The organism is Flavobacterium cauense R2A-7 (assembly GCF_000498475.1).
Lineage (GTDB): Bacteria > Bacteroidota > Bacteroidia > Flavobacteriales > Flavobacteriaceae > Flavobacterium > Flavobacterium cauense.
In genome coordinates this window covers 170133-188602 of sequence record NZ_AVBI01000014.1, presented here as the reverse complement: position 1 = coordinate 188602, position 18470 = coordinate 170133, and the positions used below count along the sequence as shown (strand labels likewise).

General features: G+C 39.2%; 17 protein-coding genes and 2 tRNA genes. 13 read left to right on the top strand and 6 right to left on the bottom strand.

Translation table 11 applies throughout. The features are described 5' to 3' along the window. Positions 1 to 13: 13 nt before the first annotated feature. Complete coding sequence (gene nusA / locus FCR2A7T_RS06980) at positions 14 to 1258, bottom strand: transcription termination factor NusA (RefSeq protein ID WP_023570577.1); 1245 nt, start codon at positions 1256 to 1258, stop codon at positions 14 to 16. A gap of 13 nt (positions 1259 to 1271) precedes the next feature. Next, on the bottom strand, positions 1272 to 1736 hold the full coding sequence (gene rimP / locus FCR2A7T_RS06975; RefSeq protein WP_023570576.1) for a ribosome assembly cofactor RimP: 465 nt from the start codon (positions 1734 to 1736) through the stop codon (positions 1272 to 1274). Between the two features lie 168 nt (positions 1737 to 1904). On the opposite strand from rimP, the gene FCR2A7T_RS06970 reads away from it, so the two are divergent. Then, complete coding sequence (locus FCR2A7T_RS06970) at positions 1905 to 2729, top strand: universal stress protein (protein WP_023570575.1); 825 nt, start codon at positions 1905 to 1907, stop codon at positions 2727 to 2729. Between the two features lie 106 nt (positions 2730 to 2835). Here the strand turns inward: FCR2A7T_RS06970 and FCR2A7T_RS06965 are convergent. Both FCR2A7T_RS06965 and FCR2A7T_RS06960 read right to left on the bottom strand, forming a co-directional pair. Then, positions 2836 to 2906: transfer RNA gene (locus tag FCR2A7T_RS06965), tRNA-Gln, on the bottom strand. 129 nt (positions 2907 to 3035) lie between these two features. Further along, a tRNA-Gln gene (locus tag FCR2A7T_RS06960) sits at positions 3036 to 3106 on the bottom strand. A 166-nt stretch (positions 3107 to 3272) separates the two neighbouring features. Between FCR2A7T_RS06960 and FCR2A7T_RS06955 the strand changes: the two genes are divergently transcribed. Next, positions 3273 to 6485: a glycosyltransferase family 117 protein gene (locus tag FCR2A7T_RS06955; RefSeq protein ID WP_023570574.1), complete on the top strand. Its 3213-nt coding sequence runs from the start codon at positions 3273 to 3275 to the stop codon at positions 6483 to 6485. 69 nt (positions 6486 to 6554) lie between these two features. After that, positions 6555 to 7199: a polysaccharide deacetylase family protein gene (locus FCR2A7T_RS06950; protein WP_023570573.1), complete on the top strand. Its 645-nt coding sequence runs from the start codon at positions 6555 to 6557 to the stop codon at positions 7197 to 7199. On the opposite strand, the gene FCR2A7T_RS06945 is transcribed toward FCR2A7T_RS06950, so the two are convergent. After that, positions 7196 to 7492 (bottom strand): thioredoxin family protein, encoded by a 297-nt coding sequence (locus FCR2A7T_RS06945; RefSeq protein ID WP_023570572.1) that lies wholly within the window; start codon positions 7490 to 7492, stop codon positions 7196 to 7198. The genes FCR2A7T_RS06950 and FCR2A7T_RS06945 overlap by 4 nt on opposite strands. A gap of 74 nt (positions 7493 to 7566) precedes the next feature. Then, positions 7567 to 8802, bottom strand: a complete 1236-nt coding sequence (locus FCR2A7T_RS06940) for a metallophosphoesterase (protein ID WP_035117823.1) — start codon at positions 8800 to 8802, stop codon at positions 7567 to 7569. A gap of 145 nt (positions 8803 to 8947) precedes the next feature. On the opposite strand from FCR2A7T_RS06940, the gene polA reads away from it, so the two are divergent. From polA to FCR2A7T_RS06890, 10 genes are all read left to right on the top strand, one after another. After that, positions 8948 to 11803 (top strand): DNA polymerase I, encoded by a 2856-nt coding sequence (polA, locus tag FCR2A7T_RS06935; RefSeq protein WP_023570570.1) that lies wholly within the window; start codon positions 8948 to 8950, stop codon positions 11801 to 11803. A 70-nt stretch (positions 11804 to 11873) separates the two neighbouring features. Further along, positions 11874 to 13181: a serine hydrolase domain-containing protein gene (locus FCR2A7T_RS06930; protein WP_023570569.1), complete on the top strand. Its 1308-nt coding sequence runs from the start codon at positions 11874 to 11876 to the stop codon at positions 13179 to 13181. Between the two features lie 147 nt (positions 13182 to 13328). Further along, positions 13329 to 13784 carry a 50S ribosomal protein L13 gene (gene rplM / locus FCR2A7T_RS06925; protein WP_023570568.1) on the top strand — a complete coding sequence of 152 codons (456 nt, stop codon included), beginning with the start codon at positions 13329 to 13331 and terminating at the stop codon, positions 13782 to 13784. Next, positions 13784 to 14170: a 30S ribosomal protein S9 gene (rpsI, locus tag FCR2A7T_RS06920; protein WP_035117710.1), complete on the top strand. Its 387-nt coding sequence runs from the start codon at positions 13784 to 13786 to the stop codon at positions 14168 to 14170. Before rplM ends, rpsI begins: the two co-directional genes overlap by 1 nt. A 138-nt stretch (positions 14171 to 14308) precedes the next feature. Beyond that, positions 14309 to 15073: a 30S ribosomal protein S2 gene (rpsB, locus tag FCR2A7T_RS06915; RefSeq protein WP_023570566.1), complete on the top strand. Its 765-nt coding sequence runs from the start codon at positions 14309 to 14311 to the stop codon at positions 15071 to 15073. A 106-nt stretch (positions 15074 to 15179) separates the two neighbouring features. Further along, entirely contained in the window at positions 15180 to 16001 is an 822-nt protein-coding gene (gene tsf / locus FCR2A7T_RS06910) for a translation elongation factor Ts (RefSeq protein ID WP_023570565.1), read from the top strand. A 92-nt stretch (positions 16002 to 16093) separates the two neighbouring features. Next, on the top strand, positions 16094 to 16762 hold the full coding sequence (locus FCR2A7T_RS06905) for a queuosine precursor transporter (RefSeq protein WP_023570564.1): 669 nt from the start codon (positions 16094 to 16096) through the stop codon (positions 16760 to 16762). After that, a complete protein-coding gene (locus tag FCR2A7T_RS06900; RefSeq protein ID WP_035117708.1) occupies positions 16752 to 17336 on the top strand; it encodes a DNA-3-methyladenine glycosylase I in 585 nt (194 codons plus the stop codon). The genes FCR2A7T_RS06905 and FCR2A7T_RS06900 overlap by 11 nt, the downstream gene beginning before the upstream one ends. Before the next feature lie 96 nt (positions 17337 to 17432). Further along, positions 17433 to 18173 (top strand): YoaK family protein, encoded by a 741-nt coding sequence (locus FCR2A7T_RS06895; RefSeq protein ID WP_023570562.1) that lies wholly within the window; start codon positions 17433 to 17435, stop codon positions 18171 to 18173. A gap of 24 nt (positions 18174 to 18197) precedes the next feature. Beyond that, the gene (locus FCR2A7T_RS06890; RefSeq protein ID WP_023570561.1) at positions 18198 to 18410 is read left to right on the top strand and encodes a VF530 family protein; all 213 of its coding nucleotides are present in this window, start codon (positions 18198 to 18200) and stop codon (positions 18408 to 18410) included. The last annotated feature ends 60 nt before the right edge of the window (positions 18411 to 18470 follow it).

The following is an 18470-nucleotide window of genomic DNA, read 5'->3' as shown; positions in this document are numbered from 1 at the left end:
GTTGCGTTACTACTTACTCTTCAAATTCATTTTTCAGAATACGCATCACATCCAAAATAGTTTCTTCTTCCAGGTCGGTTCTTCGCACTAAATCGGCAACATCTTGTTTCAGCACGCTTCTTGCTGTATCCAATCCGATTTTCGCAAACTCATCGATAACCCATCCGTCAATCTCGTCTGAGAACTCTGTTAATTCAACATCATCCTCTTCTTCAGCAATATTTCCTTCACGGATAACATCCAATTCGTAACCGGTTAACAACCCGGCCAATTTAATATTGTGTCCGCCACGTCCAATCGCCTTAGAAACCTCTTCTAATTTCAAGAACACTTCGGCTGTTTTTTTCTCTTCGTCAATTTTCACTGAAGATACTTTTGCAGGACTCAATGCTCTTGTAATATACAATTGTGTATTGGTGGTGTAGTTGATAACGTCGATATTTTCATTTCCTAATTCACGAACAATTCCATGAATACGAGAACCTTTCATACCTACACATGCCCCAACCGGGTCAATTCTGTCATCATAAGAATCTACGGCTACTTTTGCTTTTTCGCCAGGTATTCTCACCACTTTTTTCACGGTAATCAAACCATCAAACACCTCAGGAATTTCCTGTTCGAACAATTTCTCCAAAAACTTATCGGAGGTTCTCGACATTAAAATCTGAGGCTTATTTCCTTTTAATTCAACACTTTCAATGATTCCACGCACGTTATCTCCTTTACGGAAGAAGTCGGACGGAATTTGTTTTTCCTTCGGCAACACGATTTCGTTTCCTTCATCATCTACCAAAATTACAGCTTTTGGACGTACGTGATGCACTTCTGCTGTATAAATATCACCAATTAAATCTTTAAATTGTTTGTAAAGATTGGTATTATCATGTTCGTGGATTTTAGAAATCAGGTTCTGACGTAAGGCCAAAATCGCTCTTCTACCCAATTGTATTAACTTCACTTCTTCAGACACATCCTCACCCACTTCAAAGTCGGGCTCAATTTTTCGTGCTTCCGATAATGAAATTTCAGAATTCTCATCTTCCACTTCACCGTCTGCAACCACCACACGATTTCTCCAGATTTCCATATCCCCTTTGTCAGGATTGATAATGATATCGAAGTTATCATCTGAACCGTATTTCTTTTTCAATGCATTTCTAAACACATCTTCTAAAATCGCCATTAAGGTAACTCTATCGATAAGTTTATCGTCTTTAAACTCTGAAAACGACTCGATTAATGCAATATTTTCCATGCCAACTCTTTATTTAAAATGTTATTATAACAATTGCTTCTTTAATATCTTCGTATTTAACTTCTGCTCTTTTCTGAACAGTTTCTTTTCCTTTCCCAACTTGCTTTGGTTCTCTGGCAGACCATTCCAAAACAATAAATTCATCATTTGCATCGGTAATTTCCGCTTCAATTTTTTCTGTTGCAGTAGTCACTTTCAGTTTTCTTCCGATGTTTTTCTTAAACTGTCTCGGCATTTTCAGAGGAGAAGTTGCTCCCGCCGAAGCCACTTCCATCGAAAAATCCTGCTCCTCACGATCCAAACCGCCTTCAATAGCCCTACTGACATCGATACAATCCTGAAGAATCACCCCGTTATCACCATCTAAAGTTACGATAATTTTGTATGCGTCCGTAATCGTCAGGTCAATCAAAAAAAGAGAAGGCTTTTGCCCCAAGGCTTCATTAACAACACTGCTTACTTTTTCTTTAAATGTCATATTTGTATAAAAAGAGGGAAGCACTGCTTCCCTCATTACTTAGTTCGATAATAAATAACGGTGCAAATATACAATTTTTTTTAAATATTGAAAATCATTGTTAATTCTAAATATATTTATATCTTTATGAAAAAGTATTTAAACACCAATTTCCCACATTTAACAGTTATGAAACGAATTTTAGTACCAACAGATTTTTCCCAACACGCCGAATACGCACTTAAAGTAGCTGCACAAATTGCCAAAAAAAATAATGGCGAAATTTTTTTACTTCACATGCTGGAGTTACCACACGAAGGAAATGACGCTCAGGTTCATGGTCACGAAATCCCAGAAATCATGTACTTCAAAAAAAGAGCTGAAGAAAAATTAGACGAAGTTACCAATGCAAGTTATTTAGACGGTTTGGAAGTTTCTGAAATCATCAAATTAGAATCTGCTTTCAGCGGAATCATTGATGTAAGTAAAAAAAACAACATCGATTTAATCGTAATGGGATCACATGGTGCCAACGGATTTAAAGAAATGATCATCGGTTCCAACACTGAAAAAGTTGTTCGAACTTCAGACATTCCTGTTTTAGTAATCAAAAAAGAAACCGGAGAATTCAATGTAAACAAATTCGTATTTGCTTCTGATTTCTCAGATGAAGTAACTAAAACATTCGAAAACGCTGTAGAATTCACCAACAAATTCGGAGCACATCTACACTTGGTCTCCATCAACACACCAAACAATTTCAAATCAACCGCGGTGGCTGAAAAAATAATGAATGATTTTGTTTCGAAATTCCAAATCAACAATTTCTCTACACACATCTATAATGACGTGAATGTTGAAAAAGGAATTTTAAATTTCGCCAACAGTATCGATGCCGACTTAATCGGAATGAGCACACACGGAAGAAAAGGCCTGGCACACTTCTTCAATGGAAGTATCAGCGAAGATTTAGTAAACCACTCGGTAAGACCGGTGGTTACTTTTAAAATCTAACCACATAGCATATAAACAAAAAGCCCGTTCGTTGAACGGGCTTTTTTATACCTTAATTACACAGAGATTCAAAATAAAAAAACCCCTCAAATTGAGAGGTTTCCTGTTGGCCCACAAGGACTCGAACCTTGAATGACGGTACCAAAAACCGGAGTGTTACCATTACACCATAGGCCAATAACCAAAACCATCTTGCGATAGCGGGTACAAATATACTATATTTTTACACAAAACAAAACCACAAAAGCCCACTGAAGCAAAAATTCATAAAAATAAAAAACTCCTCAATAATTGAGGAGTTTTTTGTTGGCCCACAAGGACTCGAACCTTGAATGACGGTACCAAAAACCGGAGTGTTACCATTACACCATAGGCCAATAACCAGCGCTATCATTGTGATTGCGGGTGCAAATGTAATATATATTTTTTTCAAACCAAATTTTTCCATAAAAAAATATTAAAAAAATAAATTGCGCGTTTGTATATGCAAAAAAAGAGTTTCTTTGTAGTAGAATTCAACCTGAAAAAATCGACATATCTTATATGACTACTTTCAACTTTAAAAAATGGAACACCATTTTAGGATGGCTGACATTTGCAATTGCCCTATTAACCTATACATTAACCGTTGAACCTTCCCTAAGCTTTTGGGACTGTGGGGAATACATTGCCACATCTGCAAAACTGGAAGTAGGACATCCGCCGGGAGCACCGCTTTTCCAAATGATCGGCGCCTTTTTTGCCATGTTTGCACCAAGTGCCGGAAAAGTAGCCTTGATGGTTAACATGACATCAGTTTTTTCAAGTGCGTTTACCATTTTATTCATGTTCTGGTCCATGACCATTATTTTAAGAAAAGTAGTTTCTTCTTATTCTGAATTCAATAAAGACAATGCAATTGTTGTTTTAGGAAGTGCTTTTGTAGGTGCTTTAGCCTTTACTTTCACCGACAGCTTTTGGTTTAGCGCAACAGAAGCCGAAGTTTACGCAATGGCATCGTTATTCATTGCCTTATTACTTTGGATGGGATTACGATGGGAAGAAGAAATGTATACCCGAAGAGGCAACAAATGGTTGTTATTGATTTCACTGGTTATCGGACTATCCTTCGGAGTGCACTTTATGGCTTTATTGACAATTCCTTCCATTGGGTTGTTGTACTATTTTAAAAACTACGAAAAAATCACCCTGAAAAACTTCATCATTGCCAATGTGGTTATGGTAGCGGTTTTATTCTTTGTTTTCAAATTCCTATTACCTTATACCTTAGGATTCTTTGGTAAAATGGAAATTTTCATGGTAAACAGCATCGGCCTTCCTTTCAATTCCGGAACCATTTTTGCCGCACTGTTAATCATTGCTTTCTTTTACTTCGGATTACAATACACTAAGAAAAAAGAATTACCTTTTTACAACACCATTTTACTTTGCATCCTGTTTGTATTAATCGGATTCTCGACATGGTTAATGCTACCCATAAGAGCCAATGCCAACGTGGTAATCAATGAAAACAAACCATCGGATGCCGCAGAGGTTTTAGCCTATTACAATCGTGAACAATACGGTGAGCAAAAAACCTTCTACGGACCGTTATTCTCCGAAACCTATGCCGGTTTAGACGAAGACAAACCCTACGAAGACGACAAACCCAACTACGAAAGAGACTATAAATCCGGAAAATACGTAATCGTTAACAACTACGTAAATGCAAAAAGCAACGGAAGCGACAAACACAACGGCATTTTACCAAGAATGTGGTACGGCGACAGTCCGGATGCCCGCGTAAACTACATGACGTTTACAAAACCACTAAACTTCACCATCAATCCGGAGTATTCGCACGAAGACGAATTGGTACAGATTGTTTCTGAATTCAGAAGTGCTTTTGCTGCCGGAAAAATTGATTTGGAAGGCTATGATAAGTTTCTGAAATCCTACGGCGATTACCTTATAATTGAAAAACCGTCATTTGCCGACAATATGAAATTCATGTTCGAATACCAATTCGGTTATATGTACTGGAGGTATTTAATGTGGAATTTCGTAGGCCGCCAAAACGATATTCAGGGGAAATACGATTCTCAAAACGGAAACTGGCTGAGCGGCATTAGCTTTATAGACGAAATGCGCTTGGGTTCTCAGAAAAACCTCCCACCGGATATCACAAACAACAGAGCAAGAAACACTTATTATTTCTTACCTTTTATCTTAGCGGTTATCGGAATGGTTTTCCACGCCAAAAAAGATCTTAAAAGTTTCTATGTATTATTAGCGTTATTCCTCTTTACGAGTTTCGCCTTAAAAATTTTCCTGAACGAGCGTCCTTTCGAACCAAGAGAACGAGATTATGCCGTAGTGGGCTCTTTCTATGTTTTCGCCATGTGGCTGGGATTTGGTGTTTATGCCATTTATGATGCCGTCAAAAAATACCTGCAACCCAAAGTAGCCGGACCGGTAATTATAGCCGTTGCATTGTTGGCTGCTCCGGTACTGATGGCGAAAGAAAACTGGGACGATCACGACCGCTCCGACCGCTATACCGCTATTGCGATGGCAAAAGCCTATCTGGATTCCTGCGAACCCAACGCCATACTGTTTACTATTGGCGACAACGACACATTCCCGTTATGGTATGCTCAGGAAATCGAAAATTACAGAACGGATGTGCGCATTGTAAACACGCAATTGTTCAGTCAGGATTGGTACATCGATCAGATGAAAGCCAAAGCCTATAAATCAGAACCGTTACCGATACGATTTACTCACAGTCAATATGTTTCCGGAACACGCGATTATGTAATCCACAGAGAGATTACCAAAGAACGTATTCCTATTGAGCAATTCATGAAATTCATCCAATCAGGAGACGAAAGAACTATTGAAACCATGCCGAACGGACAAAAAGTACAGTTTTACCCAACCGATAAAATCAGTATTCCGGTCGACAAAAATGTGGTAATTAAAAACAAAGTTGTGCCTGCTGCATTAAACGACTCTATTGTAGCCAATATCGATGTTAATATTACCGGTGGCGTTATCTACAAACACCGTTTAATGATGCTGGACATTGTAGCGAACAACAACTGGAAACGTCCGATTTATTTCTCTCCGGGAAGTTTTGACGACGAGGATTACATCTGGATGAAAGAATACCTCCAAATGGAAGGCATGGTTTACCGATTGGTTCCGGTAAAAACTCCGAAAACCGAAGGTGCAAACCAGTTTGAAATGGGCTATATCGACACGGAAAGAATGTACAAAAACGTTATGTCGTGGGATTGGGGCAACAGCGAGAGTCCAAAAATTTACCACGACCCGGAAACCCGTAAAAACAGTATTTCCTACCGAACAAACCTTGCCCGTTTAATGGAAGCATTAATCAATGAAGGCAAAAAAGACAAAGCCAAAAAAGTAATCGATTTGGCTATGACTAAAATGCCGATTGACTATTTCGACTATTATCGTTTTGTGGATCCGTTTGCAGGAGGTTATTATGCGATAGGCGAAAAAGCAAAAGCAAGAGACGTTTTATCTCAATTAATGAAGAAATATCAGGAAAACCTAGTGTATTTCAGCACCCTAAAACCTACAGAACAAAACGATTTGTATGTTGATATTGTAACTGATATTGAAAGCTACAGAAGCCTACTGCAAATCATGAAAGAAAGAGGTGATTTGGAATTCTACAACCAAAACAAAGTAAAATTCAACAGTTACAACAAGTTGTTCCCGCTTTTCGAAAGAGATATGGAATAATCCTTTTTCAAAATAATATCAATTAAGGCTTTTAAGGTTTTTTAACTTTGAAAGCCTTACTTTTATAGTATGGATTTCTACTGGATAAAAACCAACCGGATAATTAAGCAACTTTTTTCCAAACAGATTTGGGATCTCCCGAATACTGAAAAAAAAGTCTACCTTACCTTTGACGACGGCCCCACTCCGGAAGTCACCGAATGGGTCTTGTCCCTTTTAAAAGCACATAATATAAAGGCAACCTTTTTCTGCATTGGAGACAATATTCGGAAATATCCGGAAATTTTCAAGCAAGTTGTTGCAGAAGGACATCGCTTTGGGAATCACACCTACAACCATTTGCAGGGATGGAAAACCAACAACAAAGAGTATTTGATGAATACAATTGCCTGTGAAAAAGAAATGGAACAATTCGAATTGAATCGTAGTCAGACGAAACTCTTTCGCCCTCCTTACGGAAAAATAGGTGCCATACAAGCGGCAAAACTGCGCAAATTGGGCTATAAAATTATTATGTGGGATGTTTTAAGTGCCGATTTTGATGTTCAAATCAGCCCGGAAGAATGCCTGAAGAATGTAGTTTCAAATACCACACAAGGAAGTATTATCGTATTTCACGACAGCCGCAAAGCCTTCAAAAATCTTGAATACACTTTACCGGAAACCATTGCAATTTTAAAAGAAAAAGGATTTGTGTTCGATACTATCGACTAAGAATTCTCCTGAACCAAACCAATAATAGTATTGGCATCCAGCTCCCCCGATTGTCTCCAAACCATTTGACCTTCTTTGTAAATCATCAGCGTTGGTAAACCTTTAATACGTAAGGCTTCTGCCAATTCCTGATTTTTATCGACGTCAATTTTAATTACCTTGGCACGATCACCAAGTGCTGCAGCCACATCTCTGATCACAGGATGCATAGAAACGGAAGACTCGTTCCAATCGGTATAAAAATCGATTAAAACAGGTACTTGCGTATTGATTAGTTCTCCAAATTTTGACATAAGCGAGAAAATTAGATGAATTAAAAACTATTGTTCTTAAAAAAATAGTATACAAATATAATATTTTTAAGCATTTATGCTACTATTTGCCCTTTTTTTAGTTGAATTACCGTTATTTCCGGCCAAATACCAACGCGCCCCGGATAGGCATGAAACCCAAAGCCACGGTTCACATAAATATAACGGCCTAAATTCTGATACGCACCGGCCCATTGCTTGTAAACGTACTGCACTGGACTCCAACGGATAACCCCCGGAATTTCAATACCAAACTGTAATCCGTGCGTGTGCCCTGACAAGGTCAAATGATAATGATTTTCATGGTGTTGCACTTCGGCATCCCAATGCGACGGATCATGACTCATCAGAATTTTAAAATCTTCTTTTTTAATTCCTTCGGAAGCTTTGTTCAAATCCCCCGCCTGTTTGAACTTAACCCCCCAGTTTTCCACACCAATCAAAGCGATTTCTTCGTCACCCTGTTTGATTTTTACATTTTCGTTCAGCAACAGCTTAAAATCTATCTGACGGTACAAATCCTTAATCGCCTTAAAGTTTTCTTCTTTTGCCGATTGCGAAGGCCAATCAACATATTCCCCATAATCATGATTTCCTAAAACGGAATATTTTCCAAATTTCGGCGTATGAATTTTCCGAAACGTATCAATCCACGGGTGCATTTCTGTAGCATGCGTATTTACAATATCGCCCGTAAAAAGGACCAAATCCGATTGTTGTTGGTTCACCAAATCAATCGCATATTCAATTTTTTCAGGATTATCGAAACTCCCGCTGTGCACGTCGGATATCTGTGTTATCGTCATCCCGTCAAAACTCTCCGGTAAATCCGGGAAAAATAAGGTTTGACGAATCACTTTATAATTGTATTTCCCTTTGGTCATCCCATACAATAAAGACGTAAGCGGAATCGCGGCAATTCCCAAAGCAATCTGACTGATGAATTTTCGCCTGCTCGGAATAGCCTCTGCAATACTGTCGGTTTGCGTAAAATAAGCAATGATGGTCGCAAACATTCGGTAAACATCTTCTCCTAAAAGAATCACCGCCACCAATAATTTAGGAACCAGCATCAGCAAAAATAATCCTATCGTAAAAAGCGATTGTGCATTTTGCCCTACCTTTCTGTCAAACTGGCTAAATCCGTACAATATATACACAAAAGCCAAAAAACTGACAACCTGATACGCAATCAGTATCCATCGTTCTTTGGTGATGGTTTTTACTGCCTGAAAAGCATATAATTCTATTAAAAGAAGAATTACCCCTATAAAAACTAAACGCATTATTATTTGTTTTGGAACAAGCAAAGTAACGAAGAATGAAGCGCTTAGCGAACACTATTTAGATTAATTTTAACGTAACAATTGATTTCGAATCGATGTTTTAGCATATTCTTCTCACTTTGCTTATTTTTACCTACTAATTTTTTACATCATGTCACAACAAAAACGTCTGTTTCTTTTAGATGCTTATGCCTTAATTTTCCGTGGTTATTATGCTTTCATCAAAAACCCGCGAATCAACTCCAAAGGAATGGACACCTCGGCCATTATGGGTTTCATGAATTCCCTGATGGATGTTATCCGACGCGAAAAACCGGATCATTTGGCAGTAGCGTTCGACAAAGGCGGGAGTGACATCCGAAATGAAATGTATCCGGAATACAAAGCCAATCGCGACGCCACACCGGAAGCGATTAAAATTGCGGTTCCGTATATCCAGCAATTATTAGAGGCGATGCACATTCCGATTATTGAAAAAGCCGGATTTGAGGCCGACGACTTGATTGGAACCTTGGCCAAACAAGCCGAAAAGGAAGGCTACCAGGTTTTTATGGTTACTCCCGATAAGGATTTTGCACAATTGGTTTCCGAAAACATCTTCATGTACAAACCGGCCCGAATGGGAAATGACATTGAAATCTGGGGCATTCCGGAAGTTTTGGCCAAATTCGAAGTCGAGCGTCCCGAACAGGTGATAGATTTCTTAGGCATGATGGGCGATTCTGCCGATAACATTCCGGGATTGCCGGGTGTGGGAGAAAAAACAGCCAAAAAATTCCTGGCCGAATACGGTACGCTTGAAAATTTATTAGACAACACTCATCAGCTGAAAGGTGCGATGAAAGATAAAATCGAAGCCAATAAAGAACTCGGCTTATTGTCCAAAAAACTGGCCACCATCCTACTCGATTGTCCGGTAACGTTTGATGCCACGGATTACGAATTGTCCAAACCGGATGTAGAAAAAACCGATGCGTTGTTCCATGAATTGGAATTCCGTCAGATGAAAACGCAATTCGACAAATTATTCGGCAGCGGAAAAGAATACGACGAAATCGACACCAACGGAAACGGAGCAGAAGAAGTCAAACCGGCCAAAAAAACACCGGCCAAGAAATCAAACGAAGACCAATTCGATTTATTTGGTTTCAGCGAAGTTTCCGACGAAGCAACGCCGCATCATTCTTATTACAACACTTTAGAAAACACCGAACATTTTTACCAAAGCATCCAAGGCGATTTGCCGATAAAACTGTTACTGCAGAATTTAATGAATCAGCCTTCGGTTTGTTTTGACACCGAAACCACCGGAATCGATGCCTTAAACGCCGAGCTTGTGGGGATGTCCTTCGCCTTCGAAAAAGGAAAAGGATTTTATGTACCGTTTCCGGAAAATCAGGAAGAAGCGCAAATGCTGGCGGATAAATTCCGACCGTTTTTTGAAAATGAAGCCATTGAAAAAATCGGTCAGAACATGAAATACGATTTAAAAATCCTGGCCAATTACGGCATTCAGATCAAAGGAAAATTGTTCGACACCATGATTGCGCATTATCTGATTAATCCGGACATGCGTCATAACATGGATATTCTATCGGAAACATATCTGAACTATTCCCCGAAATCCATAGAAACCTTAATCGGGAAAAAAGGAAAAAACCAATTGTCCATGCGCGACGTCGCTTTGGAAGACATCAAAGAATACGCCACAGAAGATGCCGATGTTACCTTTCAATTAAAAGAACATTTTCAGCCGATACTGGAAAAAGTCGGCACCAAAAAACTGTTTGACGAAATCGAAATCCCGCTGGTTCCGGTTTTAGCAGCTATGGAACGGGAAGGAATCCGATTGGATGTGGATTTTCTGAAAAGCATGTCGGCCGATATGCAAAAGGAAATCGAAACCTTCGAACAGAAAATATACGAAACCGCCGGCGAGAAATTCAACTTAGCCTCTCCAAAACAGTTGGGCGATATTTTGTTCGACAAACTGAAAATCGGCGGCGCCAAACAAAAGAAAACCAAAACCGGGCAATATGCAACCGGCGAAGAAGTATTATCGTATTTGGCCAACGAACATCAGATTGTAAAAGACATCTTGGAATGGCGTCAGATGGTGAAATTACAAAGCACCTACATTGATGCATTGCCGAATCAGGTCGATAAAAAAACCAATCGCGTGCATACCGATTACATGCAAACCGTAGCCGCAACAGGACGTTTGAGTTCCAACAATCCGAACTTGCAGAACATTCCGATCCGTACCGAACGAGGCCGACAAATCCGAAAAGCCTTCATTGCCCGCGATGAAAATTACACGCTGCTTTCTGCCGATTATTCTCAGATTGAATTGCGCATTATTGCCGCTTTGTGCGGGGAAGAAAACATGATTAAGGCGTTTCAGCATCATGAAGACATCCACAAAAGCACCGCTGCCAAAGTATTCAATGTCCCATTGGAAGAAGTGACCAAAGAACAACGAAGCCATGCCAAAACCGTAAACTTCGGGATTATATACGGAGTTTCGGCATTCGGACTGAGCAATCAGACTTCTTTATCGCGAAAAGAAAGTGCCGATTTGATTGAAGCCTATTATAAAACCTATCCGAAGCTAAAATCATTCATTGCCAATCAGGTGGATTTTGCCCGAGAGCACGGTTATGTAGAAACGATTTCGGGAAGAAGACGCTATTTAAAAGACATCAATTCTGCCAATGCCATCGTTAGAGGCGGTGCCGAACGAAATGCCGTGAACGCTCCTATTCAGGGAAGTGCTGCAGACATCATCAAAATTGCGATGATTAACATCCATAAAAAGCTGACTTCGGAAAACTGGCAATCAAAAATGTTGCTTCAGGTACACGATGAATTGGTTTTTGACGTTCATAATAGTGAGCTAGAAAAAATTCAACCGATGATTAAATACGAAATGGAAAATGCGTTCAAAATGGCAGTTCCGTTGGAAGTGGAAATCGGTTTGGGTAAAAACTGGCTGGAGGCGCATTAATTTAGTTGGCAATGGTCAGTAATTAGTATTTAGTTCACAGAAAAAACAAAACATCAACAAATAGAGCACCATGAAAAAAACACTCTTTTTATTCGCATTTCTTTTGTCGCTAACAATCTCGGCTCAGGAAAATGCCCGTTTTAAAAAAATTGACAGTTTGCTCAGTTATCTGAACCATAACAACCGATTTATGGGACAGATCAGCATTCGGGAAGGCGATGATGTGGTTTTTGAAAAAGCCTACGGTTTGCCTAATTCGAAAGAAGCGCAGCCCAACAAGAACACGAAATACAAGATCGGCTCGATTACCAAAACCTTTACAGCGGTCATGGTCATGCAACTGACGGAGGAAAAAAGACTGAAACTGGACGACAAGCTTTCAAAATTCTACCCAAAAATTCCCAATGCCGATAAAATCACGATAAACGATTTGTTGCGCCACCGCTCCGGAATCCCCGATTATGTTAACGCGGATACCACAACAAGCATGAAAACGACAATCAGCAAAAAAGAAATGCTGGCAAAAATTACCAATTACAAGCCGATTTTCGAACCCAATTCCAAAGCAGAATACAGCAACTCCAACTATTATCTATTGGGTTGCATCATTGAAGACGTTACCAAAATATCGTATAAAACCAATCTAAAAAACAGAATTGTTGACAAACTGAAGCTCAAAAACACCTATATAGTAGATAAAACTGACGCGAAACGAAATGAAGTCGTATCCTATATCTATAAGGATGAAAAATGGGAAGCGGTTCCGGAATGGGACATGTCCTTGCCTTTTTCGGCTGGAGCTATTACCTCGACTGCCAATGATCTTACTTACTTTTTACGCGCTATCTTCAGTGGAAAATTATTAAAACCGTCTTCTGTAGATGAAATGACCCAATTAAGAGAAAGTTATGGCATCGGACTGGTGACTTTCCCTTTTGGTGAACGAAAATTCTTCGGTCATACAGGAGGTATTGAAGGTTTTAAATCGGTCGTTGGCTATTATCCGGCAGAAAAAATGGGGATTTCCTTAATTGTCAATGGCGATAATTTTAACCGAAACGACATTATGATTGGCGTTTTAAGCATTTATTACAAGATGCCGTTTACTTTCCCAAATCTGAAATCCTTTAAAGTAAATGAAACCGTACTGAAATCCTACGAAGGCACTTATGCTTCCAAAGAAATTCCTTTGAAAATCAACATCAAAGCCGATAAAGGTCAGATTATAGCGCAGGCAACCGGACAAGGCGCCTTCCCGTTAAATGCAATTAGCGAGAACGAATTTGTGTTCGATCCGGCGGGTGTAAGCATGACTTTTGGCGACAAAACCATGCTGTTAAAACAAGGCGGAGTGGATATTAAGTTTGTTAAAGAATAAATTTTAACCCTTACAAACCTCACAATCAACTACTCGTCTGACAATCAACTGATAAATTTATACCGAAGGTGCTTGCATTATAAATAAATAATTGTACTTTTGCACTCCCTTTATTGGGGATGGAATGTTTAATTAAAATAAAAAAACGTGGACAATTTAAGCTACAAGACAGTATCAGCAAACAAAGCGACTGCTCAGAAAGAGTGGATCGTGGTAGATGCTGAAGGTCATAACTTAGGTCGTTTTGCTTCTAAAGTTGCGATGCTTTTAAGAGGTAAATACAAACCAAGTTATACACCGCATGTGGACTGTGGAGATAACGTAATCGTTATTAACGCAGAGAAGATCAACCTAACAGGTAACAAACTAGATGACAAAATTTACATGCGTCATACAGGTTACCCAGGAGGTCAAAGAACTTTAACTGCTAGAGTACAGCAACAGAAAAACCCTGCTGCTTTAGTAGAAAAAGCTGTAAAAGGAATGTTACCTAAAAACAAATTAGGTGCCGAGTTATTCCGCAATTTGAATGTAAATGTTGGTTCTGAGCACAAACATGAAGCTCAAAAACCAAAAACTGTAAACTTAAACGATCTTAAGTAATGGGAGTTATTCACAAAATCGGTAGAAGAAAATGTGCTGTGGCACGTGTTTATGTTTCAGAAGGAACAGGAAAAATCACCGTAAACAAAAAAGAATTTACAACTTACTTCCCAACAGCTACATTACAGTACAAAGTAATGCAACCAATGTCTATGACAGAAAATGCAACTAACTTTGACGTAAAAGTTAATGTATACGGTGGTGGTACTACAGGACAAGCTGAGGCAGTTCGTATGGCTATCGCAAGAGCTATGTGTGAAGTTGAAGTTGAAAACAGAGCAATTTTAAAACCAGAAGGTTTACTTACTCGTGACCCTCGTATGGTTGAGCGTAAGAAATTCGGTCAGAAGAAAGCTCGTAAGAGATTCCAATTCTCTAAACGTTAATATTTATTATTATTTAAAAACACTAAGTTTTTGTTGCTCTCCTACTGAGGTAGGAATTAGTTTAGCATCTAAATGGTTAAGACCTGAGAAATCGCTACTCAACCATTGCTAATACACAAGAACGTAAACTATTACAAAATGGCAAACAAAGTAGAAGTTAAAGAATTACTAGAAGCAGGTGTTCACTTCGGACACATGACTAGAAAATGGGACCCAAACATGGCTCCTTACATCTATATGGAGCGTAATGGTATTCACATTATCAATCTATATAAAACTGCAGCTAAAATTGAAGAAGCTAACGAAGCTTTGAAAAAAATCGCTGCATCTGGTAGAAAAGTACTTTTCGTAGCTACCAAAAAACAAGCAAAAGATATCGTTGCAGAAAAAGCTGCAGCAGCTAACATGCCGTACATCACTGAAAGATGGCCAGGTGGTATGTTAACCAACTTCGTTACTATCCGTAAAGCTGTTAAAAAAATGGCTTCTATCGATAAAATGAAGAAAGACGGTACTTTCATGACCCTATCTAAAAAAGAGCGTTTACAAGTAGATCGTTTACGTGCGAAATTAGAGAAGAACTTAGGTTCTATTGCAGACATGACAAGACTTCCGGCTGCGTTATTCGTTGTAGATATCAAAGCAGAACACATCGCTGTTAAAGAAGCTCAAAAATTAAACATTCCAGTTTTCGCTATGGTAGACACCAACTCTGACCCACGTCAGGTTGATTTCGTTATCCCGGCAAACGATGATGCTTCAAAATCAATCGACAAAGTTTTATCTTTAGTATCAGGTGCAATCATTGAAGGACTTTCTGACAGAAAATCTGACAAAGATGAGCAACCGGCTGGAGAAGTTGCAGAAGCAAAAGCAGAAGCAACCACTTCAACTGAAGAATAAAAATAACATTATGATAAAGTCGTTATGCTGATGGATGTTTACTTTCGTATTCACTATCATTATGACGACTTTATAATTTTTTTCAAACTTAAAATTTTATACAAAAATGGCAACAATTACTGCTGCAGACGTAAATAAATTAAGAACCATCACCGGAGCAGGTATGATGGATTGTAAAAAAGCATTAGTGGAAGCTGATGGAGATTTCGATTTAGCAATCGAGAACTTACGTAAAAAAGGTCAAAAAGTAGCTGCAAACCGTTCTGACAGAGAATCTACAGAAGGTGCCGCAATTGCTGTTGTAAATGCTGACAACACTGCTGGTGTAGCAATCACATTAAACTGTGAGACAGATTTCGTAGGTAAAAATGAAGGTTTCGTAAAATTAGCTACTGATTTAGCTAACCAAGCATTAAACTTCGCTACTAAAGAAGAGCTTTTAGCTTCTGACTTCGGTGGAATCACTGTTGCTGAGAAATTAATCGAGCAAACAGGAGTTATCGGTGAGAAAATTGAAGTAGGTCAGTTTGAGCGTCTTGAAGGTGCTTTCATCGGATCGTACATTCACGCTGGTAAAATCGCTACTTTGGTTGCTTTATCTGCTAATGTTGCTGGCGCTGACGAGGCTGCTAAAAACGTAGCAATGCAAGCGGCTGCGATGAACCCAATCGCTTTAAACGAAGCGGGTGTTGACGCATCAATCATCGAGAAAGAAGTAGAAATCGCTAAAGAACAATTGCGTGCAGAAGGAAAACCGGAAGCTATGTTAGACAACATCGCTAAGGGTAAAATCCAACGTTTCTACAAAGACAACACTTTGGTAAACCAAGACTACATCAAAGACGGTTCAATGAGCGTTGCTGCTTATATCAAATCGGTTGACAGTGGTTTAACAGTTACTGGTTTCAGCAGAGTTGCTTTAGGATAATCCTTCTAAACATAAATAACAAAAACCTCAGTCGCAAGATTGGGGTTTTTTTATTCTCCGAAATGCCGTACATTTGGATTTAAACCCCTTTTATGTTCAAAAGCAAGAAAGACATCGTTTACATCATTTTAGCCGGAATTTTCATTACCAACGCCATTGTGGCAGAACTCACCGGCGGAAAACTGATCCAGATCGGCCCGTTCATCATGAGCATCGGAATTCTGCCATGGCCTATTGTTTTTATCACGACTGATATCATCAACGAACATTTCGGTCGCGACGGCGTTAAAAAATTGTCATTTATCACCGCCGGTCTCATCGCCTATTGCATCTTAATTCTGTTTATCGGTACAAAAATTCCAGCATTTGTAACGGGAGAAACCGTGAACGACGAACAATTTTATGCCGTTTTCGGACAAGGTTTGTTCATCATGATCGCCAGTATTATCGCCTTTTTGGTTTCCCAGTTAATCGATGTGAGCATCTTCTGGTTCCTCCGAAACAAGACCGGCAAAAAAATGATTTGGCTCCGAAGCACCGGTTCCACAGTAATCTCTCAATTAATCGACAGCTTCATCGTTTCCGGAATCGCTTTCTGGATGACCGGAAAAATCACCACGAGCCAATATCTCAACATCTCGTTTACCGGCTATACTTTCAAATTAATCTTAGCTGTTGCTTTAACTCCGTTAATCTACCTTGGGCATTATCTGATTGAAAAATATTTACACGAACCCAAAACAGAAACCCATGCCGACTAAAACCCGCTGCGCCTGGTGCGAAAAAGACGATTTATACCGCAATTATCATGATACCGAATGGGGCATTCCCGTTTACGACGATCAAAAAATTTTTGAATTCCTGATTTTAGAAACCTTTCAGGCGGGATTGAGCTGGTACACCGTTTTAGCGAAGCGCGAAAATTTCCGAAACGCCTTCGACAATTTCGACTATCAAAAAGTAGCCAACTATTCGGAAGAAAAAATAGCGCTTTTAAAACAAGACGCGGGCATCATCCGCAACGGATTAAAAATCAAAGCAGCTGTTACCAATGCCATCGCTTTTATGGAAGTACAGAAGGAATTCGGCACTTTCTCCAACTACATCTGGGGTTTTGTAGACGGAAAACCCATCAACAACAATCGCAAAAATGTAAAAGAAGTTCCCGCCACCACTGAAATCTCCGACAAACTCAGCAAAGATTTAAAAAAACGCGGATTTAAATTCGTGGGTTCCACCGTTGTCTACGCCCACATGCAGGCCACCGGAATGGTCAACGATCATGTGGAGGATTGCTGGACGAGGAATCAGAAATATGTAAGCACTTTGAGATAATAATGAATAATTTTTAATCCTTTAACGGACTTCCATTCCGCTAAAATTTAACTACATTTATCCTTAATAAAGGATACTTACAATCTTCTTTCAGCCATGTTTAGACACCAAGGCAAAAACCGCACCTTCCGGCATAATTTACGCTTGGCTTCCAATCTTTCTTTGGTGGCCGGGATAGTGAATAGTGTGGGTGTTTTAGCTATCAATACGCTAACCACTAATGTTACGGGTCATTTTGCCTATTTTGCCGAAGCCTTCATTGTTGGACACTATGCCAAGGCGATTCCGTTCCTGCTTTACATCTTCTTCTTCTTTTTAGGCGCTTTCGTTTCGAATTCATGTATTGAAATTGCCGCCATCAACAAAAAGAAATACCTTCATACCGCTCCAATGTTTTTGGAAATCGTGTTATTGGTATTCGTTGGTTTTTGGAAGGATTGGAATTTTACCGATGCAGAAAACACCAACCAAATTGCCTACCTGCTTTTGTTTTCGATGGGTTTGCAGAATGCTTTGGTGACCAAAATATCACAATCGACAGTTCGCACCACGCATCTCACCGGACTTTTTACCGATTTGGGCATTGAAACCTCACAATACTTTTTCTACCGGCAGCATCCGAATGAAGTTAAACTGAAAAAAAACATTTTTCTGAAACTTTCCATTATCGTTTTTTTCTTCACGGGGTGTATTTCGGGTACGTTATTGTTTTACCGAATTGGACTCAAAGCACTGTTTGCAGCCGCGTTATTGATTACTATCGCTTTAATGATGGACAATCTGATTTTTTATTATAATTTCACCCGAAGAAAATTCAGAAGAAAAACAAACGCCTAAAGCATCGAAACAAACTTAAAAAACATGAGTAAAGACCCTTTACATGGAATTACCTTAAAAACCATTGTCGAAACGTTGGTGGATTTTTATGGTTTTGACACTTTAGCGGAATTGATTAACATCAAATGCTTTAAAGAAAATCCATCGGTAAAATCGAGTCTGACGTTTTTACGAAAAACCGATTGGGCAAGAAAAAAAGTGGAGGAATTGTACATTCGAACATTGCCGAAGTTGTAACGCAATTAAAATAAAAAAAGGCTGTCAGTTGACAGCCTTTTTAATTAAATATTATAAATA

Excerpts from the sequence above, each read along its gene's own strand:
- nusA (WP_023570577.1), bottom strand. The coding sequence starts at position 1,258 with ATGGAAAATATTGCATTAATCGAGTCGTTTTCAGAGTTTAAAGACGAT.
- rimP (WP_023570576.1), bottom strand. The coding sequence starts at position 1,736 with ATGACATTTAAAGAAAAAGTAAGCAGTGTTGTTAATGAAGCCTTGGGG.
- FCR2A7T_RS06970 (WP_023570575.1), top strand. The coding sequence starts at position 1,905 with ATGAAACGAATTTTAGTACCAACAGATTTTTCCCAACACGCCGAATAC.
- FCR2A7T_RS06955 (WP_023570574.1), top strand. The coding sequence starts at position 3,273 with ATGACTACTTTCAACTTTAAAAAATGGAACACCATTTTAGGATGGCTG.
- FCR2A7T_RS06950 (WP_023570573.1), top strand. The coding sequence starts at position 6,555 with ATGGATTTCTACTGGATAAAAACCAACCGGATAATTAAGCAACTTTTT.
- FCR2A7T_RS06945 (WP_023570572.1), bottom strand. The coding sequence starts at position 7,492 with ATGTCAAAATTTGGAGAACTAATCAATACGCAAGTACCTGTTTTAATC.
- polA (WP_023570570.1), top strand. The coding sequence starts at position 8,948 with ATGTCACAACAAAAACGTCTGTTTCTTTTAGATGCTTATGCCTTAATT.
- FCR2A7T_RS06930 (WP_023570569.1), top strand. The coding sequence starts at position 11,874 with ATGAAAAAAACACTCTTTTTATTCGCATTTCTTTTGTCGCTAACAATC.
- rpsI (WP_035117710.1), top strand. The coding sequence starts at position 13,784 with ATGGGAGTTATTCACAAAATCGGTAGAAGAAAATGTGCTGTGGCACGT.
- rpsB (WP_023570566.1), top strand. The coding sequence starts at position 14,309 with ATGGCAAACAAAGTAGAAGTTAAAGAATTACTAGAAGCAGGTGTTCAC.
- tsf (WP_023570565.1), top strand. The coding sequence starts at position 15,180 with ATGGCAACAATTACTGCTGCAGACGTAAATAAATTAAGAACCATCACC.
- FCR2A7T_RS06905 (WP_023570564.1), top strand. The coding sequence starts at position 16,094 with ATGTTCAAAAGCAAGAAAGACATCGTTTACATCATTTTAGCCGGAATT.
- FCR2A7T_RS06900 (WP_035117708.1), top strand. The coding sequence starts at position 16,752 with ATGCCGACTAAAACCCGCTGCGCCTGGTGCGAAAAAGACGATTTATAC.
- FCR2A7T_RS06895 (WP_023570562.1), top strand. The coding sequence starts at position 17,433 with ATGTTTAGACACCAAGGCAAAAACCGCACCTTCCGGCATAATTTACGC.
- FCR2A7T_RS06890 (WP_023570561.1), top strand. The coding sequence starts at position 18,198 with ATGAGTAAAGACCCTTTACATGGAATTACCTTAAAAACCATTGTCGAA.